The sequence below is a fragment of the Amycolatopsis sp. NPDC051061 genome (genome assembly GCF_040682935.1).
In the GTDB taxonomy this organism is placed as follows: Bacteria; Actinomycetota; Actinomycetes; order Mycobacteriales; family Pseudonocardiaceae; genus Amycolatopsis.
Genome location: NZ_JBFBBZ010000020.1, coordinates 82,930 through 109,430 on the forward strand (window position 1 = coordinate 82,930; position 26,501 = coordinate 109,430).

General features: G+C 73.7%; 25 protein-coding genes. 4 read left to right on the plus strand and 21 right to left on the minus strand.

Annotated features, from left to right (window positions below):
- Positions 1-855: a xanthine dehydrogenase family protein subunit M gene (locus AB0N03_RS26155; protein ID WP_364376881.1), complete on the minus strand. Its 855-nt coding sequence runs from the start codon at positions 853-855 to the stop codon at positions 1-3.
- Positions 856-865: 10 nt separating this feature from the next.
- On the minus strand, positions 866-1,108 hold the full coding sequence (locus tag AB0N03_RS26160) for a hypothetical protein (protein WP_364376884.1): 243 nt from the start codon (positions 1,106-1,108) through the stop codon (positions 866-868).
- A 133-nt stretch (positions 1,109-1,241) separates the two neighbouring features.
- Here AB0N03_RS26160 and AB0N03_RS26165 point away from each other — a divergent pair, with 133 nt between their 5' ends.
- Genes AB0N03_RS26165 through AB0N03_RS26180 form a run of 4 tightly spaced genes read left to right on the plus strand, consistent with a single transcriptional unit; the run spans position 1,242 to position 5,607 of the window.
- Positions 1,242-2,108 (plus strand): xanthine dehydrogenase family protein subunit M, encoded by an 867-nt coding sequence (locus AB0N03_RS26165; RefSeq protein ID WP_364376887.1) that lies wholly within the window; start codon positions 1,242-1,244, stop codon positions 2,106-2,108.
- Position 2,109: 1 nt separating this feature from the next.
- The gene (locus tag AB0N03_RS26170; protein WP_364376890.1) at positions 2,110-2,580 is read left to right on the plus strand and encodes a (2Fe-2S)-binding protein; all 471 of its coding nucleotides are present in this window, start codon (positions 2,110-2,112) and stop codon (positions 2,578-2,580) included.
- Positions 2,577-4,925 carry an aerobic carbon-monoxide dehydrogenase large subunit gene (locus tag AB0N03_RS26175; protein WP_364376893.1) on the plus strand — a complete coding sequence of 783 codons (2,349 nt, stop codon included), beginning with the start codon at positions 2,577-2,579 and terminating at the stop codon, positions 4,923-4,925. The genes AB0N03_RS26170 and AB0N03_RS26175 overlap by 4 nt, the downstream gene beginning before the upstream one ends.
- Before the next feature lie 22 nt (positions 4,926-4,947).
- Entirely contained in the window at positions 4,948-5,607 is a 660-nt protein-coding gene (locus AB0N03_RS26180) for an RraA family protein (RefSeq protein WP_364376896.1), read from the plus strand.
- A gap of 18 nt (positions 5,608-5,625) precedes the next feature.
- Here the strand turns inward: AB0N03_RS26180 and AB0N03_RS26185 are convergent, their stop codons facing one another.
- From AB0N03_RS26185 to AB0N03_RS26275, 19 genes are read right to left on the minus strand one after another with little or no spacing between them, the layout of a single operon-like run.
- Positions 5,626-6,567, minus strand: a complete 942-nt coding sequence (locus tag AB0N03_RS26185; protein ID WP_364376899.1) for a GH25 family lysozyme — start codon at positions 6,565-6,567, stop codon at positions 5,626-5,628.
- 13 nt (positions 6,568-6,580) lie between these two features.
- A complete protein-coding gene (locus AB0N03_RS26190; protein ID WP_364376902.1) occupies positions 6,581-8,101 on the minus strand; it encodes a right-handed parallel beta-helix repeat-containing protein in 1,521 nt (506 codons plus the stop codon).
- 26 nt (positions 8,102-8,127) lie between these two features.
- A complete protein-coding gene (locus tag AB0N03_RS26195; protein WP_364376905.1) occupies positions 8,128-8,865 on the minus strand; it encodes a hypothetical protein in 738 nt (245 codons plus the stop codon).
- Positions 8,862-9,809, minus strand: a complete 948-nt coding sequence (locus AB0N03_RS26200) for a RimK domain-containing protein ATP-grasp (protein ID WP_364376908.1) — start codon at positions 9,807-9,809, stop codon at positions 8,862-8,864. The genes AB0N03_RS26195 and AB0N03_RS26200 overlap by 4 nt, the downstream gene beginning before the upstream one ends.
- Positions 9,806-10,735: a hypothetical protein gene (locus AB0N03_RS26205; RefSeq protein WP_364376911.1), complete on the minus strand. Its 930-nt coding sequence runs from the start codon at positions 10,733-10,735 to the stop codon at positions 9,806-9,808. Before AB0N03_RS26205 ends, AB0N03_RS26200 begins: the two co-directional genes overlap by 4 nt.
- Complete coding sequence (locus tag AB0N03_RS26210) at positions 10,735-11,490, minus strand: hypothetical protein (protein ID WP_364376914.1); 756 nt, start codon at positions 11,488-11,490, stop codon at positions 10,735-10,737. Before AB0N03_RS26210 ends, AB0N03_RS26205 begins: the two co-directional genes overlap by 1 nt.
- Positions 11,487-13,757, minus strand: coding sequence for a hypothetical protein (locus AB0N03_RS26215; protein ID WP_364376917.1), 2,271 nt, complete (start codon positions 13,755-13,757; stop codon positions 11,487-11,489). The genes AB0N03_RS26210 and AB0N03_RS26215 overlap by 4 nt, the downstream gene beginning before the upstream one ends.
- Before the next feature lie 3 nt (positions 13,758-13,760).
- Complete coding sequence (locus AB0N03_RS26220) at positions 13,761-15,230, minus strand: hypothetical protein (protein ID WP_364376920.1); 1,470 nt, start codon at positions 15,228-15,230, stop codon at positions 13,761-13,763.
- On the minus strand, positions 15,227-15,748 hold the full coding sequence (locus AB0N03_RS26225; protein WP_364376923.1) for a hypothetical protein: 522 nt from the start codon (positions 15,746-15,748) through the stop codon (positions 15,227-15,229). Before AB0N03_RS26225 ends, AB0N03_RS26220 begins: the two co-directional genes overlap by 4 nt.
- 10 nt (positions 15,749-15,758) lie before the next feature.
- Positions 15,759-16,094 carry a hypothetical protein gene (locus AB0N03_RS26230; RefSeq protein WP_364376925.1) on the minus strand — a complete coding sequence of 112 codons (336 nt, stop codon included), beginning with the start codon at positions 16,092-16,094 and terminating at the stop codon, positions 15,759-15,761.
- On the minus strand, positions 16,094-18,106 hold the full coding sequence (locus AB0N03_RS26235) for a hypothetical protein (RefSeq protein WP_364376926.1): 2,013 nt from the start codon (positions 18,104-18,106) through the stop codon (positions 16,094-16,096). The genes AB0N03_RS26230 and AB0N03_RS26235 overlap by 1 nt, the downstream gene beginning before the upstream one ends.
- Entirely contained in the window at positions 18,106-18,651 is a 546-nt protein-coding gene (locus AB0N03_RS26240) for a hypothetical protein (protein ID WP_364376928.1), read from the minus strand. The genes AB0N03_RS26235 and AB0N03_RS26240 overlap by 1 nt, the downstream gene beginning before the upstream one ends.
- 10 nt (positions 18,652-18,661) lie before the next feature.
- Positions 18,662-19,153, minus strand: coding sequence for a hypothetical protein (locus tag AB0N03_RS26245; RefSeq protein WP_364376931.1), 492 nt, complete (start codon positions 19,151-19,153; stop codon positions 18,662-18,664).
- On the minus strand, positions 19,150-21,054 hold the full coding sequence (locus AB0N03_RS26250; RefSeq protein WP_364376934.1) for a hypothetical protein: 1,905 nt from the start codon (positions 21,052-21,054) through the stop codon (positions 19,150-19,152). Before AB0N03_RS26250 ends, AB0N03_RS26245 begins: the two co-directional genes overlap by 4 nt.
- Positions 21,051-23,729, minus strand: coding sequence for a hypothetical protein (locus AB0N03_RS26255; protein ID WP_364376937.1), 2,679 nt, complete (start codon positions 23,727-23,729; stop codon positions 21,051-21,053). The genes AB0N03_RS26250 and AB0N03_RS26255 overlap by 4 nt, the downstream gene beginning before the upstream one ends.
- Positions 23,726-23,920, minus strand: a complete 195-nt coding sequence (locus AB0N03_RS26260; RefSeq protein ID WP_364376940.1) for a hypothetical protein — start codon at positions 23,918-23,920, stop codon at positions 23,726-23,728. Before AB0N03_RS26260 ends, AB0N03_RS26255 begins: the two co-directional genes overlap by 4 nt.
- A gap of 12 nt (positions 23,921-23,932) precedes the next feature.
- Positions 23,933-24,394, minus strand: coding sequence for a hypothetical protein (locus tag AB0N03_RS26265; RefSeq protein WP_364376942.1), 462 nt, complete (start codon positions 24,392-24,394; stop codon positions 23,933-23,935).
- 12 nt (positions 24,395-24,406) lie between these two features.
- Positions 24,407-25,603, minus strand: coding sequence for a hypothetical protein (locus AB0N03_RS26270; protein WP_364376945.1), 1,197 nt, complete (start codon positions 25,601-25,603; stop codon positions 24,407-24,409).
- Positions 25,604-25,662: 59 nt separating this feature from the next.
- The gene (locus tag AB0N03_RS26275; RefSeq protein ID WP_364376948.1) at positions 25,663-26,415 is read right to left on the minus strand and encodes a hypothetical protein; all 753 of its coding nucleotides are present in this window, start codon (positions 26,413-26,415) and stop codon (positions 25,663-25,665) included.
- Positions 26,416-26,501: the final 86 nt, after the last annotated feature.

Below are 26,501 nucleotides of genomic sequence, written 5' to 3' on the forward strand. Positions count from 1 at the left end.
TCACGCCGCCCTTTCGAGGATGCGCCGCACGAAGACGCGCACCATGTGCCGTTTGAAGTCCGCCGAGCCGCGGTGGTCGCCCTGGGGCCGCGCGGCCTGCGCGGCCAGGCCGGCCGCGTGCTCGATCACGTCGCCGGTCAGCGGTCCGCCGACGAGCGCCTGCGCGGCGTCGGCGGCCTCGATCGTCGCGGCACCGACCCCGGTCAGCGCGATCCCGGCACAGGTGACCGTGTCCCCGTCGCGTTCGACCGCGACAGCGACGCCGACGGTCGCGAAGTCCCCGACGCGCCGCTCCAGCTTGAGGTAGCCGCCGCCCGGGATCCCGCGCGGTGCGGGAATCACCGCCTCGACCACGATCTCGTCGTGCGCCAGGGCGTTCTGGAACGGGCCGTGCACGAAGTCCCGCACCGGGATGCTCCGCAGTCCGCCCGGGCCCGCGGCCACGACCGAGCCGCCGAGCGCGAGCACCACCGACGCCCAGTCGCCCTGCGGGTCGGCGTGGCACAGTGAGCCGACGAGCGTGCCGCGGCTGCGCACGAGCGGGTCGGCGACCAGCCGCGCGGCGGCGGCCATCACCGGCTGGGTGCTCTTCAGCAGGGCCGAACGCTCGAGGTCGCCGTGCCGGCACAGCGCGCCGACGTGCAGGTTCCCGCTCTCGTCGACGTCGTGGTGGTCGAGGCCGGGCACGGTGTTGAGGTCCACCAGGACCGTCGGCGAGGCGAACCGGAGTTTCAGCAGCGGCACCAGGCTCTGCCCGCCGGCCAGCACTTTCGCATCCTCGCCGCCGTCGTGCAGGAGGCCGATCGCCTCGTCCAGCGAGCGGGGCGCCTCGTAGCGGAACCGGGTCGGGTACACGGTGTTCCCCTCAGCTTTCCGCGGGGTCGTCGGGTTCGGGCACGGCCACGGGCAGCGCCTCGTCCGTCGGGTCGGGCCGGGGCCGCTGGTGCGGGGGCCACGGCCCGGCCACCGGGCGGGCGGCGACCTTGAAGAAGTCGGCGAGCTCCGGCCACGCGTGAACCGTGGGGCTGCCGCCGCCGGTCGGAGCGTCCTCGACGAGCTCGTACAGCCGCGGGTTGTCCCGGCTGTGCCCGTCGGACTCGATCCGCATCTCGCGCCCCGCTTCCACCGTCGGTCCAGGTGAAAATCGATCTTTCACCCGTATCGGCGGCCCGACAACGCGCGATTAACCCTTTGCTTAAGGCGGTTGCGGTGCCGGTCCGCGCGGAGAACGATCGGGCGCTATGCAGGTGCCCGCCCCGTTCGAGTACGAGCGCGCCACCAGCGTCGACCACGCCTTGACGCTGCTGGAGAAGTACGGCCAGGCCGGGCGGGTCATCGCCGGCGGGCACAGCCTGATCCCGATGATGAAGCTGCGGCTGGCGCAGCCGGAGGTGCTCGTCGACATCAACGAGCTGACCGAGCTGGCCGCGGTCGAGGTCGTGGCCGGGACGCTGCGGATCGGCGCGCTCGCCCGGCACGCCGACCTGCTCGCCTCCGTCCAGGCCGGGGCGCTGTTCCCGGTGCTGCACGACGCCGAACGCGTCATCGCGGACCCGATCGTGCGCAACCGCGGCACGGTCGGCGGCTCGCTGTGCCAGGCCGACCCGTCGGAGGACCTCTCCGCCGCGTTCGCCGCCGTCCGGGCCGAGGCCGTGATCCGCGGCGTGGACACCGAACGCGCGGTACCGGTGCGGGAGTTCTTCCACGGCCCGTACGAGACCGCTGTCGGTCCGGGCGAGCTGCTGACCGAGATCCGGGTGCCGGTCCGGCCCGGCATGGGCAGCGCCTACGCGAAGGTGGGCAGGCGGGCGGGCGACTGGGCGGTCGCCGCGGCCGCCGCGGCGCTCACGCTGGACGGCGATGCGGTCGCCGACGCCGGGATCGGGCTCACCGCCGTCGGCGCACCCCGGTTCGTCGCCGCCGAGGCGGAGGACTTCCTGCGCGGCGGGGCGGCCACCGCCGAGCGGTTCGCCAAGGCCGGCGCCATCGCCGCCGAGCACTGCCGGCCCGCCCCCGACCAGCGCGGCCCGGTGGACTACAAGCGCCACCTCGTCGCCGTCCTCACCACGCGCGCGCTCGCGCTCGCCCTGACCCGCGCGGAGGCCTGAGGTGGACATCACCGTGACCGTCAACGACGAGCGGCACCACCGTCCGGTGGAGCCGAGGCTGCTGCTGGTCCACTTCCTGCGCGACGACCTGGGCCTCACCGGCACGCATTGGGGCTGCGACACCTCGAACTGCGGAGCCTGCGTGGTGTGGCTCGACGACGTGCCGGTCAAGTCGTGCACGGTGCTGGCCGCGATGGCCGACGGCAAGCGGGTCCGCACCGTCGAAGACCTCGACGACGGCGCCGCGCTCGACCCGGTGCAGCAGGGCTTCGTCGCCTGCCACGGCATCCAGTGCGGCTTCTGCACCCCCGGGATGCTGATGACCGCGCGCTGGCTGCTCGACCACGACCCGGACCCCGCCGAAGACGTCATCCGCGAAGCCATTTCGGGGCAGTTGTGCCGCTGCACCGGCTACGAGAACATCGTCCGTTCCATCCGCTGGGCGGCCGAAAACCCGGAGGGGCAGCGATGACCGGCGGGTTCGGCTCGAGGACGCGCAAGGAGGACGCCCGGTTCGTCCGGGGTCGCGGCACCTTCGTCGACGACCTCGTCCGGCCCGGCCTGCTGCACGCCGCCGTCCTGCGCAGCCCGCACGCGCACGCGCGGATCGTCTCGGTCGACACCAGCGCGGCCGAGGCGCACCCGAAGGTGCGGCTGGTGCTGACCGGCGCGATGCTCGCCGAGCGCGAGATGGCGTGGATGCCGACGCTCTCCCACGACGTCCAGGCCGTGCTGGCCACGGACAAGGTGCGCTTCCAGGGCCAGGAGGTCGCGTTCGTCGTCGCCGAGGACCGGTACTCCGCGCGCGACGCGCTGGAACTGATCGAAGTGGAGTACGAGCCGCTGCCCGCGGTCGTCGACGCGCTCACCGCGCTGTCCCCGGACACCCCGGTCATCCGCGACGACCTGGGCCGCACCGACAACCGCGTGTTCGACTGGGCCGCCGGCGACGCCGAGGCGTGCGACGCCGCGTTCGCGCGCGCGGACGTCGTCGTCGAGCAGGACATGCTTTACCCGCGGGTGCACCCGGCGCCGTTGGAGACGTGCGGTGCGGTCGCCGAAGTCGACGTCATCAGCGGGAAGCTCACCGTGTGGTCGACCGCGCAGGCCCCGCACGCGCACCGGCTGATGTACGCGAAGGTCACCGGCCTGCCCGAGCACCGGATCCGGGTCGTGGCCCCGGACATCGGCGGCGGCTTCGGCAACAAGGTCGTCGTGTACCCGGGGTACCTGTGCGCGGCGGTGGCCGCGATGATCACCGGGAAACCGGTGAAGTGGGTCGAGGACCGGTCCGAGAACCTGATGAGCACGTCGTTCGCCCGCGACTACCACATGCACGGCGAGATCGCCGCCACCCGCGACGGCAAGCTGCTCGGCCTGCGGGTGCGGGTGCTGGCCGACCACGGCGCGTTCAACGGCACCGCCCAGCCGGCGAAGTTCCCCGCCGGGTTCTTCCACGTCTTCACCGGCTCCTACGACCTGCCGGCGGCGCACTGCGCGGTCACCGGCGTCTACACGAACAAGGCCCCCGGCGGGGTCGCGTACGCGTGCTCGTTCCGGATCACCGAAGCGGTCTACGTCGTCGAGCGGATGATGGACGTGCTCGCCCGCGAACTGGACGTCGACCCGGCCGCGTTGCGGGAGCGGAACCTGTTGCGGCCGGAGCAGTTCCCGTACACGTGCGCGACCGGGTGGAGCTACGACTCCGGCGACTACCCGCGGGCGCTGGCCCTGGCGCTGGAGATGGCCGGGTACGCCGAGCTGCGTCGCGAACAAGCCGAGCGGCGGGCGCGCGGCGAGCTGATGGGCATCGGGATCAGCTTCTTCACCGAGGCGGTCGGCGCGGGCCCGCGCGAGCACATGGACATCCTCGGCTTCGGCATGGCCGACGGCGCCGAGCTGCGTGTCCACCCGACGGGTTCGGCCGTGCTGCGGCTGTCCTGCATGTCCCAGGGCCAGGGCCACGAGACGACGTTCGCGCAGCTGGTTTCCCACGAGCTGGGGATCCCCGAGGACGAGGTCGAGATCGTCCAGGGCGACACCGACCGGACGCCGTTCGGGCTCGGCACGTACGGCTCCCGCTCGACCCCGGTGTCCGGCGCGGCGGCGGTGACGGTGGCCCGCAAGGTGCGCGAGCGCGCGCGGCAGGTGGCGTCGGCGATGCTGGAGGTCGATCCCGGCGACCTGGAGTGGGAACGCGGGCGCTGGTTCGTCCGCGGGGTGCCCGACCGCGGCCACACCATCCGGGAGATCGCGCTGGCGGCGCACTCGAACCTCGCGCTGCCCGAGGGCGTGGAAGGGCACCTCGACGCGACGACCGTGTACAGCCCTCCGAACCTGACTTTTCCGTTCGGCGCTTACGTTTGCGTGGTCGACGTCGACGCGGACACGGGCCAGGTGCGGGTGCGCCGGTTCGTCGCGGTCGACGACTGCGGCGTCCGGATCAACCCGGCGATCGTGGCGGGCCAGGTCCACCGCGGCCTCGCCGACGGCATCGGGATGGCGCTGATGGAACTGGTCGCGTTCGACGAGGACGGCAACCACCTGGGCGGCTCGTTCATGGACTACCTGCTGTCGACGGCGCTCGAGTGCCCGTCGTGGGAGCTGGGCGAGACGGTGACGCCGTCCCCGCACCACCCGATCGGCGCCAAGGGCATCGGCGAATCGGCCACGGTCGGCTCACCGGCGGCGGTGGTCAACGCGGTGGTGGACGCCCTCGCCCCGTTCGGCGTCCGCCACGCGGACATGCCCTTGACGCCGGCCGCGGTGTGGCGCGCGATGCGCGGTGACCCGCTGCGTGCCGATCTCGCGGTGTAGCCGCGGTGGGTAGCATCGGGCGATGCCGGTGAACGACGAGCTCGCCCAGCAGTTCCTCGTGGTGGACACGACCGCCCTCTGCGATGTCGACAAGACGACCAGGGTGCTGCACGGCGCGATCCGCCCTCGGTCCGCGCGGCAGCGGATCTTCGGGCCCGCGTTCACGGTCCGGTGCCGCGACGACTTCCTCGGCGTGCTCCGGGCCATCGAATCCGCCGCGCCCGGCGACGTGATCGTGGTCGACGGTGGCGCGCGCGAGATCGCCCTCGGCGGCGAACTGTTCGCCCGCGGCGCCTTGGCCCGCTCCCTCGGCGGCATCGTCGTGGACGCCGGCTACCGGGACATGGCCTACGTCGGCAGCTGCGAACTCCCCTTGTACAGCCGCTTCGTCACCCCGCTGTCCGGCACGTCGGCAAAGCTCGGCGAGCTGCAGGTGCCGGTCACCTGCGGCGGAGTCACGGTGAACCCCGGCGACCTGGTCCTGGCCGACGGCGAAGGGCTCATCGTGGTGGCCCCGGACCGGATCCGCGACCTCCTCGAAGGAGCGCTCGCGATCAAGAAGGCCGAAAACGCGGTCATCGACCGGCTCGACGCGGGGGCCACGCTCAGCGAGACGTTCACCCTCGCCGAGCACGTCGCCGCGCTGGGCCGGGGCGAGCCGTCCGCCCTACGGCCCCGCTAGCGCCGGGCGCGGGCGGCTTCACGCCGGGGTGCCGAGGCGATCGACCAGCATCTTCCTGACCTCGTCCGCGGTTTCGGTGCCGGCCGCCCGGGTGACGGCCTCGATCACGGCCGGCACGAGCTCGGCGACCAGCTTGCCCTCCAGCGCGGCGGCGAGCTGGTCCGCGTCGACCGGGTGCGCCGAGCTGTCCGTGATGAGCTTCGTGACGGCGTCGAGCGAGGAGCCGAGCGCGGTGATCTTGGCGTCGAGGTCCTTGATGAACTGGGCGTAGTTCCGGTTTCCGGTGCTGTCGAAGACGTTGCCCCACATCAGGTGGGCGAAGTCGTCGCTGCTGAATGGCATGTCGTCCTCCGGGCTGAGGTGGTCGTCGGTGTAGGACTCGTCGAAGTCGACGGCGCCGGCCGAGCCGGGCAGGGTGCCGTCGCTGGTGTACTGGTGCACGTCGTACCGGCCGTCGTACCGGCCGGGCCCCGGCGCTTCGGGGCGGGCCCCGAACCGGGCGATCACGATCACCAGCCCCGGCACGTCCCAGCGATCCGGCCGCAGGACCGCGGCGAACGACGCGCTCAGGTACACGGCCGGGCGGAAGCCCGCCGCCGCCACCCGGCGGCAGAAGGCGGTTGCGAAGGTCTCCGCCACGCGGTCCGGCCGGAACGGCGCCTCGAGGTCCAGCAGGGGGACGACGCCGGTCGCGCCGAGCCGCCGGACCTCACCGAGCAGGACGTCGGCCTGCTTCTCCGGAGCGGGTCCGAGCTGCGCGTAGTGGTAACCGCCGACGGGGATCCCCCGCAATTTCGCGCCGGCCACGTGGGTGTCCGGCCGGTGGACCACGCCGCCCTCCGCGCGGGTGTAGGGCGCGCCGCCGTCGGACACCTTGACCCACGCGAAGGCGAGGTCGCGCACTTGGTCCCAGCGCAGGCCGCGCTGGTAGAACGGATGCAGGTCGGTTCCCCGTGCCATCGTCGAGCTCCCTTCACTGACCGGGCTGGAGCGGCGCGACCGGGCAGGTCGGCGGGACGTTCCACCGGTTGCCGGTCGAGACGATCGACGGCGGGAAGCCGCCCGGCGCCCGTTGGGTGCACTGCAGCGACCGGGCGGCGCCGCGCGACGAGTTGAGCGCGACCGTGACGCCGCCGAACGCCCCGGGTCGCGAGTCGAGGCGCACCGCCGCGAAGTAGGGGCCCGGGCCGGCCACCGTGTTGCCCGTGATCGTCGCGTCTTCGATCGGCCCGCTGATGCCCTGCAACGTGATCCCGGAGCCGTCGGGAGCGGCGTCGGTGAACGTGATGTCGTTGTCGCGGACGCCGATCTCGTGCACCGAATCGCCGTAGATCGCGTCCGCGTCGCCGTCCACGGCGATCGTGTTGCCGGTGACCGTCACGTGCGCCGGGAACCCGCCGCTGTGCGGCGTGATCCGGATCCCGGGTCCGGGCACCCCGTGCCGGCGGATGACGTTGCCGGCGATCTTGTCGCCGGTGGACACGTTCTGCGAGTCGACGACCCCGGCGCCGCTCACCGCCGTGACGTCGAACGTGTTGTCCGCGACGACGACGTCCTGGGTGCGGTCGAGGGAAAGTCCCTTGCCGCCGAACGTGTTCCCGGTGATCGTCGCGTGCCGGTAGGACGTCAGCGAAGCGCTGAAGTTCACCGTCGAACCGGCGAAGGAGTTCCCTTCCAGCCGCAGGCCGTCGTCCCAGTCGCCGCCGGTGGCCTCCCCGTCGAAGGGGGTGTCGCCGATCTGCCCGCCGAAGTGGTTTCCCAGTACCGCCAGCGAGAAGACGTTGCGCTGCACGCCGATCCCGGAGCGCGCGCAGCCGACGAACGACCCGCCGGAGATCGTCACCCGCTCCACCGCCGTGGCCGGGGTGTTGCCGAGCAGCCGGATGCAGTCGCCCTTGCGCGCGCCGGGCGTCGCCGCGTGGGCGAAGACGACGTCCCGCACGGTGACGTCGGTGACCGGCATCGAGCAGGTCCCGTTCGCCGTGGTGCACACGCCGGAGCCGATCGCGATCGCGTGGGTCTGCTCGTCGGTGTTCGTCGCCGCGGAAGTGTCGATCGTGAGCCGTTGCACGGTGATGTCGCTCGCCCCCGGGTCGAGCGAGAGCACCGCGACCGCACCGGCCTGCTGGTCCCCCACCAGTTCGAGCACCGTGCCCGGCCCGGTGCCGTCGATCGCCACGTGTGCTCCGTGCGTCGACAACGCGGCGAAGCGGTCGTAGGACCCCACCGGCGCGCGGGACACCCGCCATCGCCCGCTGCCCAGGCACACCGTGCCGCCACCCGCGGTGCTCGCCGCGTCGATCGCGGCCTGGACGGGCACCCGGTCGTCCGTGCCGTCGTCCGGCACGGCGCCGAAGGCCGCGGGGTCGAAGCACCCGCCGGTCCCCGAGCCGGCCCGGGGCACCGCGGCCGCCTGCACGACGACCGCGGTCCCGATCGACAAGCCGGCGATCGCCGCGGCTACCAGCAGCGCCCGCCGTCGGTTTCGCTTCATGGGTACACCCCGTTCTCGAAGTCGAGTCACCAGAAGAAGATCCAGCGGTCGTCGAGGCGCACGCCGTGGCCCTGGTAGGTCACGCGGCGCTGCCCCGCGGAAAGGCACCGGGAACCGGAGATCCGGTGCCACACCTCGGATTCCGTGAAGAGCATCGTGCCGGTGCGGTAGGGCACCGTGATCGGCTGACCGCCGCCGTGGCGGCCACTCGGGGCACCCGGGACGTCGGCCTCCAGGTCGAGGCCGCTGCCCCCGTCCGGGAGCTCGAACGGCACGGTGAAGTTGACCACCGCCGTGATGTCGTCCGCCCGCGCCGTCAGGCAGGGCGCTTGCGTCTCGAGCGCGTCGACGTGCCAGCTGCCGCCCGCGTACTCGCCGGGAGCGTCGAAGCCGAACACGTGGAAGCCGGGGACGGCGAGTTCCTCCGCGTACACGACCGGGAGCGCGTACCGGTGCTCGAAGAAGGCCGCCACCCGCTCGTGGGCGAGGCGGAAGCGCCGGTAGAGCGCGCGGCTTTCCGCTCGCGCGCACGCCGTGTAGTGGCCGACGCGCTCGCGGTTGCGGTAGAGCGGCTCACCGATCGTGGTCATGCCGCCGACACCCGGCGTGCGCACGGCTTCGTGCCGCAGCCCCGAGGGCACTTCGTCGACGGCGGCGCGAACCTCGGCCACCTCCGCCGGGCCGAACAGCTCGGCGGTGAACACGCGCGCGCCACCGAACCTGATCTCCTCGACCGGCCGGGCGCCGGTGTCCACTGTGGTCATGGGGAAGGCTCCTTGCACAACGCCGCCGCGGCGAGCAGCCCGGCGACGGCCGCCGCGACCGGCTGGCCGGTCTTCGCTTCGTAGTAGGTGAAACCCGGCGACGGGTTGACTTCGAAGCAGTACCACTCGCCGTCCGGGGTGCGGCGCAGGTCGATGCCGGCCACCGGGAGCCCGAGCCGCTTCGCCAGGTCGAGGCAGCGGGCCGAGACGTCCGCGGGCAGGTCGATCGCCGTCAGGACCGGTTCTCGGTGCCCCAGCACCCGGGCGTAGCGGTAGTCGTCGGCGTCGCTGTCCACCTCGACGGCGAAGACTTCGGCGCCGACGACGTGCACGCGCACGTCGGTGCCCGGCACGCGGCGCTGGAACTGGGTCGGGCAGGTCGCGACGTCCGCGAGCCGGGCGGCGTCGGCGGGCCCGACGCGGCGCACGCGGCTGCGGACCCCGCTGGTCGACTTGACGATGACTTCGCCGTGCTCGCGGAGGAACGCCCCGGCCTGGTCCGGGTCGTTCGTGACCAGGGTCGCCGGCACGAGGAAGCCGGCCGCCGCGACGGCGCGCAGCTGGTACGGCTTGGACGCGTTGCCCGCCGCGGCTTCCGGCCGGTTCAGGACGTAGGCGCCGGTGCGGTCGGACCACGCGTTCAGCACCTGGTCCACCTCGGCGGCATGCCGCCACTCGGCCGACGACGGCGCCCGGTCGCGCAGGGCGGCCAGCTTGGTGCTGTCGTGCGGGCGCAGGTAGGCAGCGTGGACGCGATCGAGGTCGAACTCTTCGCCCGCCACGGTCACGCAGGTGCGACTGAACCGGCCGGCCTCGACCCGCACGGTCGTGTCGAGCACGTGCCGCTGGTCGAGGAAGCGCACCGGCGCACCGAGCCGCCGCAGCCGCGCGAGCACCGCGGCCATCGGCTGGTCCCGGACCAGGCCCCAGAGGAGGATGGTCATCGGGCCACCACCGCGAGATCGGGCGCGACGGGTGTGGCCGGCTCGGCCGGCGCCGGGCCGGGCACGACCACATCGGCGGCCGCTTCGCCGCCCGCGGCCTCGCGCAGCACGGCCGCATCGGCCGGCACCTCACGGCCGAGCGACTCACCCAGCCCGACCGCATCGGCCGGCGCCGGGCCGGGCACCCCACCACCCGCCGCCCCGGCCAGCACGGCAGCCGCCACCGCCTCACCGCCCGCTGCCCCGGCCAGCGCCGCCAAAACGGCGTCGGCCACCTCCGGTTCGGCCAGATCCGGCCACGCCGACAGCTCCCGCACCTCGGCGCGCGGCCCCGGGCCGGAGACCGTCGCCGTCATCAACGGTGTCTCCGTCAACCGGGCCAGCTCGCCCAGCCGCCGGCCCACCGACGGGTGCACGTCGCCGACGCACACGTCGCCGACCACGTGCACCCGGCGGCCTTCGGCCCACTCCGGGGCGGCCGCCCGCGGCTCGGCCGCGAGCCCGACCTCGCGGTGCACCGGCGGTACCCGCAGCCCCACCGACGCGGCCGCGTCGGCCCACTGCTCGGGGTACCACGCCGGGCCGTTGAGGCACCGGGGATTGGGCGGGTTCAGCACCGGCGCGGGGCAGGCGTCGAGCCAGGCCAGCAGGAACGCGGTCAGCTCGGCCGCCGCGTACGGCCGATCCTCGCGGCGCACCCTCGGCAGATCCGCGCCGGTCAGCACGCCCAGCCGGTTCACCACGCCCGTCACCGGGACCGGCGTGCCCTCGGCGGTGGCCAGCCCGGCGCGGACCCCGCCGGCCGGATCGACGTCGAGGCGCCACCGGGCCAGGTCGCCGACCATGAGCAACAGCGCTTCACCGCCCCACCGGGCGGCCAGGGCCCGGGCGGCCGAATCGTGGGAGTGGGCGAGGATGAGCAGCATCAGCTGTCCTCTTCGGACAGTGCGTCGCGGCCGACCTCGGGGCGGTCCGCCAGCGAGATGAACGTGCGCTCGTCGCCCTCGACCTCCGCCGAGCCGGGTGCCGGCCCGCCGGGCGGGAAGGTGCCGGCGAGGTCGACGAACTCCTTCTGCCCGTCCTTCCCCCGGTCCTTCTCCTTGCCCTCTTTGCTGTCCTTCTCCTTGCTCTCCTTGTTGTCCTTGCCTTCCTTCTCCTTGCTTTCCTTGCCCTCCTTGCTGTCCTTCTCCTTCTCCTTCGTCTCCTTGGTTTCCGCCTTGTCCTTGAGCGGGTCGATCCGGTGGTCGATCGCGGTGATCTTCACCTGCAGCTCCTGGACCACCCCGAACAGCTCCAGCCGCAGCTCCTTGATGCAGTTGCTGACGGTGCGCAGAGCTTCGGCGACGCCCCCCAGGTCGGTCTCGATGGCGTGGAACCGCCGGTTGAAGCCGATCTCGGTGGGGGTCTCCCCGGCCTGCACCACGGTCACGCCGTCGACGAAGTCCGGGTGCGTGAACGTGGGTTCGAAGTGCAGCTCGCACTGGGGCGCCAGCTGGGGGACGCTGGTCTGGAACACGAACGGCGGAGTGGCCGTCGCCGCGATGGGGGCCGACGTCCGGGCGATGGCGCGGCCCAGCACCGCGACGACGTCGTCCTCCGGCACGCCCGCGCCGCGCAGCGCCGCGACGATCGTGCGCGCCGGGACGCCGTAGACGAGCTGGTCCTCGGCTTCGTCACTCATGAGCTCTCTCCTTGTCCTGCCCGCGCGGAAGGCGCCAGGCGGTAGCGGCGGTAGGCCCGGGCGGCGGCGATGTTCAGGCCCGTGGACCGGCCGGAGCCGTCCACGTCCACGTGCCGCCGCCGGATCGCGAAGGTGTCGGCCCGCACCCCGACGGGGGTCACGAGCTCGACGATGTTGAGCAGGTGCTCGTACTGGCGCAGGGTCAGCAGCGCGTCGTCGGGCAGCGCCGGCCGCCACGTGTACGGGTCGTTCGCGCCCGAGTGCTGACCCAGCACGCACGACACGACGCTGATCCCGCTGTTGAAGAGCGGGATGGTGACGACGGCGCCGCGTCTCGGCGAGAGGGTGGCGTGCTGGTCCCCGAACCCGCGCACCTGCCAGCGGTGGATCAGCGTGTGCTCACCCGCCAGGTTGGCGCCCGCCAGCGGAAGTCCCGTCACGCCGAACACCAGCGCCAGCGTCCCGGCGCCGGTCGCCAGGGCGACGACGCTGCTCGCGCCGGCGGCGGTGGCCGTCGTGAACAGCGGGCTCAGCAGGGCGGAGTTCGCGATCACGGCGGCCGTCCGCGCGGCGCCGAGGTCGAAGACCGCGTACTCGCGGGGCGGCACGGTGCCGAGCTGCCGGCCGAACGCGGCGACGTCGGTCACCTTCGGCACGCTCCGGCTGTTCAGCGCGGCGTCCAGCCCGGGGACCGTGGCGGTCGGCCGCGCGGCCGCCAGCACCGCGGCGGGGTCCGCGACCGGGGTCAGCTGGGCGGTCGCGAGCGCGGTGATCACGGCGACCACCGGGACGTCGTGATCGGGGTCGGTGGGCGAGACCAGCCGCGCGGTCAACGTCAACGGGACGTCGCCGTCGGCGCCCGGCTCGATGTCCACCACGAGCGGACCCATCGGCGTGGTGCTGACGAACACCGTGCCGTCGGCGTCCCGCTCGACCGTGCGCAGCCCGCACGCGCGCAGCAGCCACGCCCCGGCCGGGTCCGCCGATCGCGGCCGGGGCACCAGGTTCGGGTCCTTCACCGCGGTCGCCGCGCTGACCGCGGCGTCGAGCTCGGCGGCGACCGGCGCCGCGAGCTGGGCACCGAACCCGAGCTCGAACCGGGAACCGCCGGCGTTGTCCTGTCCCCGGAGCACCCGCGGCCAGGGCCGGGCGCCCAGCTGGACGCACCGGGCGTCGAGCGTGGTCAACGCCTCGGCCACGGTGGGCGCCAGTGGCTGGAAGGGTTGCACCTGCCAGGTGGCGAGCGCCGCACGCTGGGTGTCGACGCGCGCGATCACGTCCGGGGGCAGCAGGCGGTGCGCGTGCGCGTCGTCGCCTTCGGTGCTGCCGGCGGGCCAGATCAGGTGCACCCGCCGGATCGCGTTGAGCAGCCGGCCGATGGCGCCGGGCGCGCCCGGGGCGACCAGCCGCAGCGCGATCAGCTGCGGGTCGACCGACTCGTCGACGGTTACAGTGCTCGTCTCGCCGACGTCGGCGAGGAAGCCGTCGAGCGCGGAGTCGATCCACGGCGTGCTCGGCAGCCGCACGCCCCGCAGGACCCGCAGCCGGGCCCGGTAGGACGCGTCGTCCTCGCGGGTGCCGGGTGGCTGGAGCGGGCGGGTGGCGGGCGTCTGCTCGTCCGCGTCCCAGAACAGCTCGTCGGAGAAGCGCGCGCAGGACAGGTCGGCGCCGAGGCGGTCGAGCGCGTCACCGCTCGCCCCTTCGAGGGTTCGCATCGCCCGGATCTGCCGCGCGGTGCGCCGGGTCCGGCCCTTCTCGTCGAGCAGCACGGTGAGCAGCCGCCCGAGCACCCCGTCGACCAGGTCGAACCGCACGGCGGCGATCAGCTGCGCCGCGCTGAGCCCGACGCCGAGCTCGCCGCCGCGGATCCCGCGGGCCAGCAGGGTGAACGGCGCGGCGAGCTCCCCCTTCCCCACGGGCGGCACGAAGGCGACCAGCGCCGTGCCCGCCGCGGTGTGCGGCGCGAACGTCACCACCGGAAGCGGTTGCGGGGCTTCCTTCCCGGACTTCGGCGCGGGCAGGATCGTCAGCCCCTGAGCGTCCACATCGGACAGTACGGTGCACAGCACCAGCGGCTGCCGGGTCGTGAAGTCGACCACGGCTTCGGTCTGTCCGGTGGGCCCGCCCGGAGACGGGCGCAGCGTCAGCGGCCGGGGGGTGGCCGCCGGGGCCAGCGGCCCGATCAGCTCGGCCGCCGCGGCGGCCAGCACGCCGGCGCCGAGGTGGGCCGGGTCGAGCAGCGAAGGGGTCGTCACGGGTTTCGTCATGGCTCACCGCACCGTCAATCGGCCGGCGGACTCGACGAAGACCGCGATCTGGTCGGCGCCCACGACGAGGTTCTCGTCCAGGTCGAGCACGTCGGGCGAGGTGTCGCTCTCCCCGCCGGACCCCACGGCGTCGACCGAGAACGGGAAGCGCATCAGGTGGAGCCCGGTGACGTCGACGACGCCGGGCTCCGCCATCACGGCCGCGGACAGCGCGGCGGCCCGCACCGGCTCCGCGAGGGCGAGCCCGTCGACCACCCCGCGCAAGCGGGCCGCCAGCCGCTGCTTGAGCGCGAGCGCGCCGGGGCTGAGGTTGCGGGTGGCGACGGACCCGGACGGCAACGGCAGGCCCGCGGTCACCACGTCCGCCTGGATCGTGAAGAACACCTGCTCGGCCCGCGCCACGTCGGGGAAGATCCCGACCGGGCGGACGTCGCGGATCGCCTGTTGCACGGCCGCGCGCAACCCGGCCGGGCCGTCCCAGACCGCGGCTTCGGTCGGCGCGACCAGAACGGTGACGAAGAACGGCGACGACAGGTCGCGGTCGGCCGCGAACAGCCGCTCCAGGAAAGCGAACTGCCCGAAGATCGACTGCGAGAGGTCGAGCCCGCCCCACCCGTCGCGCACCGCGACCTGCCGCACGCCGGGGACCAGCGCGACCGTGGCCGCGATCGAGTCCGCCGTCCACAGCGACCTCGGCGCGGCAAGCAGCAGCGCCCGGTAGCGGTCGTCGTCGAACTGCGCGTTGCCGCCGGTCAGCGCCTGCGTGTGCTGGACGCGGACCAGGCCCTGGCCGATCGACGACGCCGTGGCGAGGAAGCCCGCGGCGACGTCGGCGTCGATCATCGCCTCGAGTTTCGCGTCGGCGATCTCCCAGCGGTCGATCCGCTGCGGGTGCCCGCCGCCGGCGTCCGTCACGGCCGGGTCGAGGTTGCCGGCCGGGCCCGGGTCGAAGCTCGTCACCGGCACGACGGCGGTGCTCACCCCGGCGGTGAACTGGACCGCGGCGGCGAGCGCGACGCGGTGCCCGCCCGGCGTGGACAACCGCGAACCCCGCGGCAGCACCAGCTTCGGGACGCTCGACGGCAGCGCCTTCGCCAGCGTCAGCGTGACGGCACCGTTCGCGGTGAGGAACGGCCGGGCGACGCCGAGCTCCTCGCCGAGGTCGGACAGCGCGCGACCGCGTGCCGTGCTGACGAAGCTGTCGTCGTACTCCGCCGCCAGCGCCGCCCAGGTCCGGGCGTCCTCGAGGGCGGTGACCTCCAGCAGCTTGCGCACGACACTGCCGCTCGAGAGGTCGATGGCCGGGTCGATCAGCTGCTGCGCGAGCGCGATCTTCTCGGCCAGCAGGCGCGAGAACGGCTTGGGCAGGAACCCCGCCGGGGTCACGCCGAAGCCGGCGCTGCCGCTGGAGCGGGTGACGGTCTCGTCGATGGCCAGGACGTCGGTCAGGTCGATGGCGGTTTCGTCGCTCACGGCGCCACCACCCCGAACGGCGTGCCGGAGGCGAGGCCGCCGGTGTTCAAGGTGGCCGGGTCGCCGCTGACCGCCTCGAACGAGACGGTGACGTCGAGCCGGCGGGACGCGACGTCACCGGTGGGCGACGGCGCGGACAGGTCGACCACCCGGCGCACCCGCGGGTCGGCGGCGACCATCTCCACCACCGCGCTGCGCAGTCCTTCCCGCGCCAGCACCGGGGACGTCTGGTCCACCATCGGCGTCAGGCCGAGGAACCCGAACCGCAGGTTGAACGGGTCGCTGCCGCGCAGCGTGGTCAGCCCGACCGAGAGGTCCTGGCAGAGCGCGTCCACGCCGTCCACGAGATCGAGGTCGACGCCGGTTCCGGTGCTGCGCAACACCAAATCGCGTGCCGTGTCGGCGGTGTCGACCAGGTCGGCGCGGACGCCGACGCCGAGCAGCGCGCGGCGGCGCGCGGCGGAGTCGTCGCCCGGCACGGCGCCCGGGGGCGTCGGGGGCGGAGGCAGGGAGGTCATGGGAGCTCCTTCACGAGGCGGTGAGAACGGACTGCCCGGCGGCGACGGACTTCAGCGGTACGGCCGCGGGCGTGGAACTGGCTTGGACGGAGTCGAGCAGGACGGGGTTGGTCCCCACCGTCAGCAGACTCGATCGCCCCGGGTTCGGCAGGAGCGTCGTGGTGGCCACGCAGACACCGGGTGGCGTGGGCGCACCGCACCGGGCATAGGGCCCGAAGGTCGTGGCGCCGTCGAAGAGCACCACCTTGTCGCCGCCGACGGTGAGCCGCGGGTCACCGGCCGTCGGCGACGCGGTGCCGTCGTGCCGGCAGGTGAACGAGCCCTTGACGGTGATCGGCGCGGCCATCAGCTCACGTCCATGGTGCCGCCGTCGAGCTTCACCCGGACGTCCTTGGCGTTGAGGCTGATCTGCTCTTCGGCGTCGAAGGTGATCGACTTCGCGCTGATCGAGACGCTGCCGTCGGCATGCAACACGATCCGCGCGGCGTTGTCCCCGGACCGGCTCTCGATCAGCACCGTGCCGTCGCCGAGCTCGTCGTCGGGCACCGGCCGGCCGGGGACGCGGGTGAGGGTGTCGGTCACCCGCAGCACGAACCGCGCGGTCTCGATGACGCGGGTGCCGTCGCCGTCGACGAGGTCGTGGGTCGCGGGACCGTCGTCCGGCGTCTGCCGGTCGGGGTCCACCAGGTGCTCTCGTTCTTCGACCGCGACGGGCAGCGCCAGCCAGTAGTCCCCGGGCCGGGCCTCCGGGCCCGCGTCCGGCGGCCACACCGCGCCGACGTCGACGAAGTCGGCGGAGCTGCCGCCGACGTTCGCCAGCACCACCCGGGTGCCGGGGTAGCGCGGCAGCACCAGGCCGTAGCTGCCCCACGCGAACGGCGTCACGTACGGCACCTGGGTCAGTTCCGCGTGCGCGTCGGCGGTGATCGGAGTGCGCTGCGCCGCCTGCGGCAGGCCGTCCGGAGCGGTGTCGGCGTGCCAGACCTCGCTGGTGTGCCGGGGTGTGTCGGGTGAGACGGTGTGGTCGTGGACGACCGCGGGCCGCGACCGCGTCACGCCGAAGGTACGGGCGGTCAGGTCGCCGATGACGTCGCTGATGGTGCTGGCCGCGCCGTGCGCGCTGTCGGCGAACGGCACCCCGGCCTGCCGGGCCTGCTTCGCCTCCTTCGCCGTGCCGGGCGCGACTTCGTCCCAGCCGTCGTCCTCGCCGACCAGTACGACCGCGCGGATCGTGGTGAGGAAGCCCTTCTCCCGTGAGATCTCGTGGCGCACCTCGCTGATCCGGCACACCGATGCGTCGACGTCCGGGTTGGCGACGCCGGCCGGCAGGTTCGGCAGCGAGGTCAGCAGGGTCGCGCCGATGCTCGGCGGCTCGGCGACTTCGAAGTCCTCCGGCGGCAGCACCGGGGAGACCTGGTCCCCCGGCTTCAGGTCCGGGCGGCCCAACGCGGTCACGGAGAAGGTGCGCCGCGGCGGCCTCGGGCCGAACAACCCGGGCGGGATCCGCACGTCGCGCGGCAGGTCCGCGCCGCGTTCGATGGCGAGCAGGCCGCTCTCGTCGTCCATGGGCCGCTTGGCGTCCAGCCGCGGGGTGGTCCCGTTCGCGGTCCACCTGCCCAGGTGCACGGTCCCGTCGCGGATCACGGCGATCTCCTGGCCGTAGAGCCCGAGCGCCGCCTGCACCTGCGTGCTCAGCTCGTGCAGGGCGTCCAGCGCGCTCCCCGGCGGCACGGCGGCGTAGTTCCGGACGCCCGGTGTCGGTTGCGCCGCCCCCAGGCCGTGGCCGACCACGGGCACGATGTCGGCCGCGACCCTCTCCACCGCCACCTGGAGGCCGTTCGCGTCGGCGCGTTCCTTGAAGCAGCGGCCGTCCACCCGGTGCTCGGCCAGCCGCGCCACCACCCGCTCGCGGCCCTTCACCGCGACGTCCATCCGCCGCGGGCCGGGCCGCCGCGACAGCCGGTCGATCCGGATTTCGGCGACCAAGCTGCCCTTCGGCGGCTCCGGTGTGGTCGCCGACAGCGGATTGTCGAGCCCGGTGAACTTCGCGAGCCCGCCGAGCACGCCGGTCGGGGCGTCCTTCCACCACAGGTGCAGTGAGGCGTCGAGCGGAGTCCCGGCCGGCAAGCTGATCTTCCGGTAGTCCTCCGCCGTCATGCCCTCGACGACGATCTCGTAGCTGCCGCCGGTCAGGCCGACGGGCAGCGAGGCGGACACCGAGCCGCTGTAGGCGTCGCTGCCGAGGGTGCACAGCTCGGTGTCGCGGTCGCCGTTGCGGAACACCAACGCCCACGCGGGCACGGTGCCGGGGACGACCGCGTTGCCGGTCTCGAACGTGAAGCCCGGGAAGGTGGTCATCACATCTCCTCCCACAGCTGCGACAGCAACACCGGGACACCGGGGTCGCCCAGCGGGTGGGGCGGGCCGTCGTCCGCGCCGAGCGCGAGATCGCGCCAGCGCAGGGAAAGCCGGCTGCCGAACCGGCCGGGGCTGCGCAGCGTGCCGGCGGTGAGCACGAGCTCCTCCACGGTCACCTCGACCGCGGCCGGCCCGGTCGAGCCGGCCAGGCGGACCGGCACGCCGGCCACCACCGGCACCGTCGTCCCGATCGCGCCGGTGACCACCAGGGTGAGCCGGGGCCACGCGGCGCCGTCGTCGCGGAACACCGTGCTGTCACCGGGTTCGGCGGTGCTGAACACCACCGCGGACGGGTCGGCGGCGAGCACCGCGCGCGCCACCCCCAGCGGCACCGCCAGCACGAAGCCGCGGGCGGCGTCGAGGTCGATCCGGGCCGGCAGCCCGGCGGTCAGCTCTTGGCGCACCACCTGGGTGCGGGGGTCCGCCGGCGGCGGCACGACGGCCTGCAGCGGGCGGCTGATCAGGGCGGGCAAGGTTCTGGGCATGTCGTTCCCCTCAGACCGGCAGCGCGTCGGTCAGTGCGCCGACGCCGATCGACGAGACGTCGAGCAGCTTCGCGAGGCTGCCCGGGCGCGGCAGGTGCAGCAGCCGGATCGTCACGTCGAGGGTGTCGCGCCGCTGCGCGCTCTGCGCGAACGTCAACGACTGCACCGCGAGGTCCGTCCGGATGGTGGCGGTGGTGATCAGCACCAGGCCGCCCTGCGAGCCGCCGGTGACCCGGGAGAGCGCGGTGCCCTGCCGGCTGGATTCCGCGAGGTTCTCCAGGGCGACCTTCCACGTGAAGCGCAGCGGTCCGACCAGGACGGCGCTCAGCGACAGCGAGTCGTCGTGGCTGACCACCGCGACCCGCCGGCGGGTCCCGCCGACCTGCGGCACGAAGTAGCTCGAGTCGATCGACAGCTGGGTCACCGCCCACAGCGGCACCGGCACGATGCCGTCGGACAGCACGGCACTCGGGGTGTGCAGGTACGGTTCGAAGAAGCTCATCGTGTTCCCTCTCCGGTGGAACCGGTGCCCGGTTTCCGCAGCCCCGCCTGGATCTCGGCGAAACCCGATCGCAGGTCGGCGAAGTCGACCTTCATGTCCAGCAGGCGCTGCTGCAGGTAGCTCAGCTCGCCTCCGGCGTTCGTGATCACCCGGCGGACGCCGATGTCCGGGCGGTCGAGGACCGCGGCCACCCGGGCCTGGACCTCGGGGGTGGCGATCTGCTTCTCGTTCAACGGCGCCAGGATCGCCCGGACCTCGTCGTTCGCCCTGGCGAGGCGGGCCAGCGCCGCCCCGACCCCGGACGCTTCGCCGGTGAGCGGGTTCGGGAGGTCCCGCACGCGCTCGGCCAGCAGCCGGACGTCCTTGTCGAGGTTCTTGCCGATGTTCTCCACGAGGCTGCTCACCTCGCCGAGCCCGGCTTGGGACAGCGTCTTGTTGTCACAGAGCCAGATCTCCTTGCTGCCCTTGACCAGCACGATGAAGTCGGTGCCGCCGACCGTGACGCCGATGTCCGGCGCCTTGAGCACCAGGACGTCCTTGCCCAGCTGGAACACCGCGCCGAACTCGCCGGCCATGCCGCGGACGTGGGTGTTCATGATCACGTCGCGGACGTAGGTCTCCAGCGGCACCAGCGGCTTGCCCTCGTCCCTCGCCGCCTTCTCCAGCCAGGCGCCGGCGAGTTCGAACAGGTGGCCGGGGTTGCGCGTGCCGAAGTCGCGCAGCAGCGCGGAACCCCGCAGGGCCTCGGCGATCTTCCCGGTCGGGGGCAGGCCGAGCGCCGCCACCTGCCGGTCGAGCTGCACGGCGCGAGAACGGGCGTCAGGCGAGGCACCGACACCGGCTTCCCCCGCCCGGCGCTCCGTTTCACGCGCCCGGTTCAGCGCGATGAGCGCGCGTTCGAGGTCCGCCCGCTCGGCCGGACCGAGCCCGTGCTCCGCGGCGAAGCGGTCCATCTCCGGCGGACGCCACGGAACCCGCGTGCCCTGCGCCTCGCCCGGCCGCTCCTCGCCGAGCGCCATGGCCCGCACGAACTCGGGGTCGGCGGCCGCCACCCGGTCGAGCACGGCGCGCTCGCCGGCCGGCAGCACGTGGTAGGCGGCCTGCGCGTGGGGATCCGGTGGACGGGCGCCCCGCAGGCCGCCGCCGAGCGCGTACTGCGCGTCGGGCGTGCGGACCATGCCGATCCCCTCGGTCACCTGCGCCAGTTCCTGAGGCCGCAGCACGCCGTTCAGCTCCTCCAGCATCCTGATCGTCGCTCCCGGCCGGCCCTCCAGCGCGGCGTCCACAGTGGACGCCCGGAGGAACCGGGCGCGCCGGACCGCCCCGCGCAGGTGCTCGGGGAGCGCGTCGATCCGCTGAGCCGTGCGGCGCGTCGCCCAGCGCGGCGCGGCCGGCGCGGGTTGCGGCAGCGGCGCTCCGGCGAGGCGGTGGGCGTCCACGTCGAAGTCGTCGGCGCCCGCGAGCGGGTCGTGCACCGGTGGAGCGTCGGGGGTGGCCACGGGTCCTTCGGGGTGGCTTCCCAGCCGGCGCTGGGCCCAGACGTCCGGTGGGACCAGTTCGAGACTGGTCTTGCGCAGCCGCTCGAGCGCCTCGCGCAGGCCCGCCATCTCCTCGGCCTTCAGCTGACGGCCGAAGGCCCGCTTGTAGTAGCCGTCCACCACTTCCCGCAGCCGGCCGACCTGCTCGACGGCCGCGCCCATCTCGCTCACGTACTGGTCGCCGAGCCGCTCGAGGGCCCGCAGCACCGACCGGTCGAGGTGCTCGGCGACGAGCTTTTCGGGGATCCTGGCTGCCTTCGAGATGTTCTCGACCGCCTCGCGCAGCCGCGGGAACTCGCGCACCCGCGCGCTCACCCGCGCCGCGGCCGCGGGATCGATGACGACCCGGGCGCGGGGCGTCATGATCCGGCCCCCGAGCTCGCGGCCACCGCGGCGGCCATCGTCCGCGCGGCGTGCGCGGTGATCTCCGCGCCCGGGACCGTGCCGTCGGTCCGGTAGTCGGCCGCGACCGCGGCCGCGAAGTCACCGACCACTTCGGACAGTGCGAGGTTCAGCACGTAGCCGGCGGTGAGCTGCGCGAGGAAGCTCACGACGAAGCGCTCCGCGGTGATCGCCGCCAGGTGGCCCGCCACCTCGGTCAGCTTGCGCCGCAACGCCGCCGAGGTGGCCTCGGTCAGCTCCTGCTTGGCCAGCGCCCGGATCCCGGCGATGCCGTCACGCACCACGGCGGGCAGTTCCGGCGCGATGGCCAGGAAGCCCTGCAGCCACGCGCCGGCCAGCTCGGCCTCGACCTGCGCACGCGAAAGGATGTCGTCGCCGCCGAACAGCGACCGCTGCAGGTCGGCGTGCTCGTGGGCGGTGTGGACGCCTTCGGCGGCCTGGAACAACCCGATGACGAACGCCACCTCGGGGAAGAACACGGCCAGCAGGGTGATCCCGGCCAGCTCGAAGAACTCGCGGAAGCGGGCCTTCGCGATCTCGTGCCCGGTCAGCGCGGCGAGGCCCTCGACGTAGAGGTGCTCGTCGCCGAAGATCGAGGTGCCGGCCCCGCCGCGGGTGAACAGGGCGCGCAGCCGCTTGTCGGCCAGGTCGTGCACGCCGGTCAGCTTGGCGTGGAGGTCGGTGTCCGAGGACGGCTCGAAGGTGGCCAGCCCGTAGGCGACCATCCGGTCGGTCCGCGCTTCCTCGGTCTTGTCCTGGTTCGTCTTCCGGATCTCCTCCAGCACGGCGAAGAACTCGGCGTCGACGGCGTCGGTCACCACCCGCCCGGCGCCCTTGCCGCCCACGTGGTCCAAGTGCTGGGCGGTGCGCAGCCGGCGCACGACGTCGGCGATGTCGGTGAGCTTCTCCAGGAACGGATCGGTGAGCTGAGCCGTGGTCCGCAAGGACTTCACCGCGGCCTCGACCTCCTCGAGCGTGCGCCACGCGCCGCGGGCGTCCTTGATCCGGTAACCCGTGTGGAACGGGTCGCGTCCCGGCACGTCCCGGCCGGGGAACACCGGCGTGCGCACGACCTCGACCCCGCCGATCGAGAGGTGGTTGCGGCCGGGCTCGGGGGTGATCCGCGCCGTGCCGTCGTTGTGCGCCTTGGCCGCGCGCAGCTTGCCGAGCAGCTCGGTCAGCTCGGGCAGGTCGGCGAGCAGGACCGTGAGGACGGCCCGGGCGCCGAGCAGCCAGTCGGTCGTCGCCAGCCGCCGTGCGATGTCGGCCGCGCTCGTCTCCAGCTTTTCCAGCAGGGCGTCCTGGCAGGCGGCGATGAACAGGGACGCGACGACCTTGCGGCGCGCCGGGAAGTAGTCGCGGTGCAGGAAGTTCGCCCACTCCGCGGCCTGCCCGGCCAGCGGGCAGGGCAGCTTGTGTGCCTTGTCGCGGGCGAGGACCGCCTTGGTGTAGGCGAAGTACAGGACGTTGACCGACTCCAGCGCCTGCACGAGGTGGCCGAGCACGGCCTGGCGGGCGCCCGTGCCCAGCACGCGGCCCAGGCCTTCGCTGCGCCGGGTGATGACGGCGAGCGCGGCGAAGAGGAACGACCCGATGAAGCGCGGCTTCGGCAGGTCCAGCTCGGCGGTGATCACGTCGATCGCGTCACCGAACTCGCCGGTGTCCCAGTCGGACACCTCCAGCTCGTGCAGGTAGGGCCGGTCCGGGTCGGCGTTCTCGGCCGCGTCGGGGTCGTAGCGCAACGGCGGGCAGTCGCTGCCGTACCGGGCGCCGCCGGTCTCGGCCGGCACCTCTTCGGTGAACACGACCAGCGGCAGCCCGGCCCGGTCGGCCAGCCCGGCCTGGGCGGCGAACCAGGCCACCGGGGTGCCCCCGGACCGGTACTCGTAGAGCGCGCCCTTCAGCCGGTACCGCTTGGCCCGCTCCCTCGCCCGGTCGCGGAGCCGCTGGTCGGAGTCGGCCGAGCCGGCGGCCCGCCAGATCCGCACCAGGGCCGCGGCCAGCTCCGCCCGGAACGCACCCTCGTCGGCCGTTTCGGCGACGAGGTGGAACGAGTCCGCCTGCCCGACGGCGTAGCCGGGCACGGTCTCCGCGTCCCGCCCGTCCGCGGGCAGGACGAACCGGTTCAGCCGGATCCCCCACTCCAGGCCGGGCCCGCCGTCCGGGCCGGTGCCGACGGACAGCATGACGGCGGCACCGCCGGAGTCGGCGGCGACCACGAGCACCCGGGGCGGGCGCGCACCTGCGCCGTACCGGCCCTCGAGCGCGCCGAAGACGTCCGAGAAGTCGGCGAACCGCCGCAGCCGCCTGGTCAGGCGGACCGGCGCCGGAGCCGGCGCGGTCGCCGCCAGCAGCTGCGAGGTGACGGTCTGCGCCACGGTCTGCGCACTCGCTTCGAGGTGCGCCGCGGCCCACGCCGGGACGGCGTCACCGACGAACCGCACGCTCACCTCCGGCGCCCGGCCGGACCGGACCGCGCCCCCGAGCGCGTCGGCCCGGCCGGCCCGGCCGGCCCGGCCGGCGACCCGGGACGCGGCGTCGACGGCGGCCCGGCGGACCGCGTCGAGCACGTGGGTGTCCGCCGGGTCGCCGGTCAGGTCCAGCCGGATCCGCACCGGCACGCGCACCGTGGTCATGTGAGCCCCTGCAACGCAGAGGTCAGCCGGTCCAGCGCCGTGCTCACCAGCTCGTCCGGATCGTGCGGCGCGACCAGGCGCACCTCGATCTCCACCGGGAACTGGAACACGAGTTCGCCCGGCCCGGAGTCGTCACCTTCGGAGGGCAGGATGACGCCGCTGCCGTCGCCGGGCGCCAGATCGTCGAGCACGGGCCTTCTCCTCTAGAGCGCGGACTGCAGCGGGCCGGACGTCTTGGCGCCGCCGGCATCGGTGGCGTCCACGTGCATCGAGAAGCCGGAGAACGTCGCCTGGGGCGCGCCCAGCACCGTGGCGGCCGTCGGCGAGGCGCTCGTGATGACGCACCGGCTGAGCACGATCGTGGAGAACGACCAGTCGCCGCCGGAGCGCTCCTGCACCGAGATGCTGAATTCGGTCGCGTTCAGCGCCAGCGCCGTCAGCTGCGCGGTGGCCGGGCCGATCGCGTTGACCGTGAGCGAAAACGTCAGCGAGTAGGGCTGCGTGACCACACCGACGTGCGTGCGCTCGATGCTGTGCAGCGGCTCGGCCGTGGTGGCGAACGTCGGCGTGAACGACTGGATCGGCGAGATCTCGTGGTCCACGCCCTTGTCGTCGGTGTAGTGCACGGCGAGGCGGGTGTTCCAGCTGGTTTCGGGACTCGACATCGTGGCTCCTGGTCAGAACTGGGGGGCGAGGGTCACGTTGAGCCGGTGCACCGCGGGCCCGTACGTGATGCTGATGAGGACGGACACCTGCCGGGTCTGGCGGGCGGTGACCACCTGGGCCTGCTCGGCGGTGCTGCGGGCGCTTTCCGGCAGCGCGAGGATCGCCAGCAGCGGGATGCTGACCGAGAAGTCGTCGATCACCGCGCCGAGCTGCAGCGGGCCGAGGATCCCCTCCACCCGCACCCGCACCGAGGTGAGGCCGGCCTTGGTGATCCGGGCGTCTCCGATCGCGCCGATCAGCCCGGCCCGCAACCGGAACTCGATGTCGTCGAGAACCCGGCAGATGTCGACGTAGTTGCGGGCGGGGTCGGACGAGAACGTGCCGCCGTCGCCCATGAAGAGCCCGGTGCCGGGCACGAGCGCCGGGTCGATCAGCGGGATGACTCCCTGGCCCGCCAGGCCGGTGACCTCCGAGGGCACGTACTGCCCGGTGAGCGGCACGGTGAAGCCGCGGACCTGCTTGAGCACGACGCTGGTGGCCGGGGCCTGGCCGGCGATCGCCCCCAGCACGGCCGCGGCCGCGTCGGCGACCGGGTGCGGGTCGGCCGTCTCGTCGGTGGTCGCGCCCCGCGCGGCGACGAGGATCATCCGGCCGGTCGCACTCTTCAGCGCGCCGTAGGAGTTCGCCGCCAGCACGGTGTCCACATAGGTCGCGGTCCGCGGCGTGGCGGGGTCGATCATCGCGACGGCCATCCGCCGGTTGCCCGCCGCCGACATGGTCTCCACGTGCTCCGCCAGGGCGCGCAGCCCGGTCGCGGGGGTGCCGCCGTTGGTCGCCGCGCCGACGTTCGTCTCCTCGGCCAGGCAGACGAACGTGACGTCGTCCGCGGCCTCGAGCCCGGCGAGCGCGGCGGCGTAGTTCCCGGCGGCCGGGGTGCGGACGCCGTAGATCTTGCTCGGCCGCGGGTCCTGCGCGAGCACCAGGTCGAGGCTGCGGCTCAGCGGCGTCGGCCCGTTGTTCTTGCCGAACAAGCCGAGCACGTCGGCGTGGCCGGTGACCGCCAGCGGCGTCGACACGGGCGCGGTGGCGCCGTCGGCGTTGCCGACGACCGCGACCACACCCGGCGAACGCCGGGCCGCCGGCACCAGCGCGCTGGTGTCGATGATGACGTCGACAAAGGGAAAAGCCGGTTGCACGAGGGTGGCCATACCGATCTCCGTAGGTGGTTCTGACGTGGTCGATGCGCGCTTGGCGCGGGACTTGGTCGTCATGTGGGCTCCGTGGTGGTGATGACGGCTACGCCTTGGCCGGCGAGCCAGCTCCGCGCGGCTCGCAGCCGGTCCGCGCGGCGCTGCTCCGGCGTCGTGTCGGTCCGCGCCCCCGGCCAGCCCGGGTCGTCGAACGTCGTGTCGGGCACCACCCAGCAGACGACGCGGTCGAACCGCCGGGCCGGCGCTCCCGCCGGAACGGCGGCGACGCCGTACCGGGCCGCGCCGAGCCGGGCCGCCGGTGTCGCCCGCAACAGGTCGCGGGGGCTCGTGTCCGCACCCGCGGCGAGGAACGCCACGAGCACGGGCAGCGAAACCGGCACCGGGTCCGGGTCTTGCCCCGGCGGGCTCATCCGCAAGGTGGCGTCGAGCGCGACGGGACCGTCCACGCCGGACTGCCGCGTGGCGACGTCCACAATGGTGTCGTCCAGGACCGCCGTCCGGACCACGACGGCCCCGGTCCAGACCGCGTCGGCCGCGGCGGGCGGCGCCTGCCCGGTCTCCCAGGACGCCGCGACCTCCCACGGCACCGGCTCCCCGGTGCGGCGGAACTGGGCCATCGCGGACGCCCGGGGATCGAGCGACACCGCGAGGTCCATCCGGTCGAACGTCGCCGTCACCGGATCGGTCACGAGCGCCGGGTCGAGTTCGTAGACCACGGAACCGATCGCGAGCAGCGCGTCGGCGGTCAGCACGGAAGCGCGGGCCACCGGATCGGCGAGCCGCAGCACGATCTCACTGGCGACGTCCATGGGCTCACCGTCGCAGCGCTCGTCGACAGCCCGTCGACAAACCGTCGACAGCGCCGGACGCCGGCGAATTGGTCCGAACGGACCGT

Coding starts and splice junctions, on each gene's coding strand:
- AB0N03_RS26160 (WP_364376884.1), bottom strand. CDS start 1,108: ATGCGGATCGAGTCCGACGGGCACAGCCGGGACAACCCGCGGCTGTAC.
- AB0N03_RS26165 (WP_364376887.1), top strand. CDS start 1,242: ATGCAGGTGCCCGCCCCGTTCGAGTACGAGCGCGCCACCAGCGTCGAC.
- AB0N03_RS26175 (WP_364376893.1), top strand. CDS start 2,577: ATGACCGGCGGGTTCGGCTCGAGGACGCGCAAGGAGGACGCCCGGTTC.
- AB0N03_RS26180 (WP_364376896.1), top strand. CDS start 4,948: ATGCCGGTGAACGACGAGCTCGCCCAGCAGTTCCTCGTGGTGGACACG.
- AB0N03_RS26185 (WP_364376899.1), bottom strand. CDS start 6,567: ATGGCACGGGGAACCGACCTGCATCCGTTCTACCAGCGCGGCCTGCGC.
- AB0N03_RS26190 (WP_364376902.1), bottom strand. CDS start 8,101: ATGAAGCGAAACCGACGGCGGGCGCTGCTGGTAGCCGCGGCGATCGCC.
- AB0N03_RS26195 (WP_364376905.1), bottom strand. CDS start 8,865: ATGACCACAGTGGACACCGGCGCCCGGCCGGTCGAGGAGATCAGGTTC.
- AB0N03_RS26200 (WP_364376908.1), bottom strand. CDS start 9,809: ATGACCATCCTCCTCTGGGGCCTGGTCCGGGACCAGCCGATGGCCGCG.
- AB0N03_RS26205 (WP_364376911.1), bottom strand. CDS start 10,735: ATGCTGCTCATCCTCGCCCACTCCCACGATTCGGCCGCCCGGGCCCTG.
- AB0N03_RS26210 (WP_364376914.1), bottom strand. CDS start 11,490: ATGAGTGACGAAGCCGAGGACCAGCTCGTCTACGGCGTCCCGGCGCGC.
- AB0N03_RS26215 (WP_364376917.1), bottom strand. CDS start 13,757: ATGACGAAACCCGTGACGACCCCTTCGCTGCTCGACCCGGCCCACCTC.
- AB0N03_RS26225 (WP_364376923.1), bottom strand. CDS start 15,748: ATGACCTCCCTGCCTCCGCCCCCGACGCCCCCGGGCGCCGTGCCGGGC.
- AB0N03_RS26230 (WP_364376925.1), bottom strand. CDS start 16,094: ATGGCCGCGCCGATCACCGTCAAGGGCTCGTTCACCTGCCGGCACGAC.
- AB0N03_RS26235 (WP_364376926.1), bottom strand. CDS start 18,106: ATGACCACCTTCCCGGGCTTCACGTTCGAGACCGGCAACGCGGTCGTC.
- AB0N03_RS26240 (WP_364376928.1), bottom strand. CDS start 18,651: ATGCCCAGAACCTTGCCCGCCCTGATCAGCCGCCCGCTGCAGGCCGTC.
- AB0N03_RS26245 (WP_364376931.1), bottom strand. CDS start 19,153: ATGAGCTTCTTCGAACCGTACCTGCACACCCCGAGTGCCGTGCTGTCC.
- AB0N03_RS26250 (WP_364376934.1), bottom strand. CDS start 21,054: ATGACGCCCCGCGCCCGGGTCGTCATCGATCCCGCGGCCGCGGCGCGG.
- AB0N03_RS26255 (WP_364376937.1), bottom strand. CDS start 23,729: ATGACCACGGTGCGCGTGCCGGTGCGGATCCGGCTGGACCTGACCGGC.
- AB0N03_RS26265 (WP_364376942.1), bottom strand. CDS start 24,394: ATGTCGAGTCCCGAAACCAGCTGGAACACCCGCCTCGCCGTGCACTAC.
- AB0N03_RS26270 (WP_364376945.1), bottom strand. CDS start 25,603: ATGGCCACCCTCGTGCAACCGGCTTTTCCCTTTGTCGACGTCATCATC.
- AB0N03_RS26275 (WP_364376948.1), bottom strand. CDS start 26,415: ATGGACGTCGCCAGTGAGATCGTGCTGCGGCTCGCCGATCCGGTGGCC.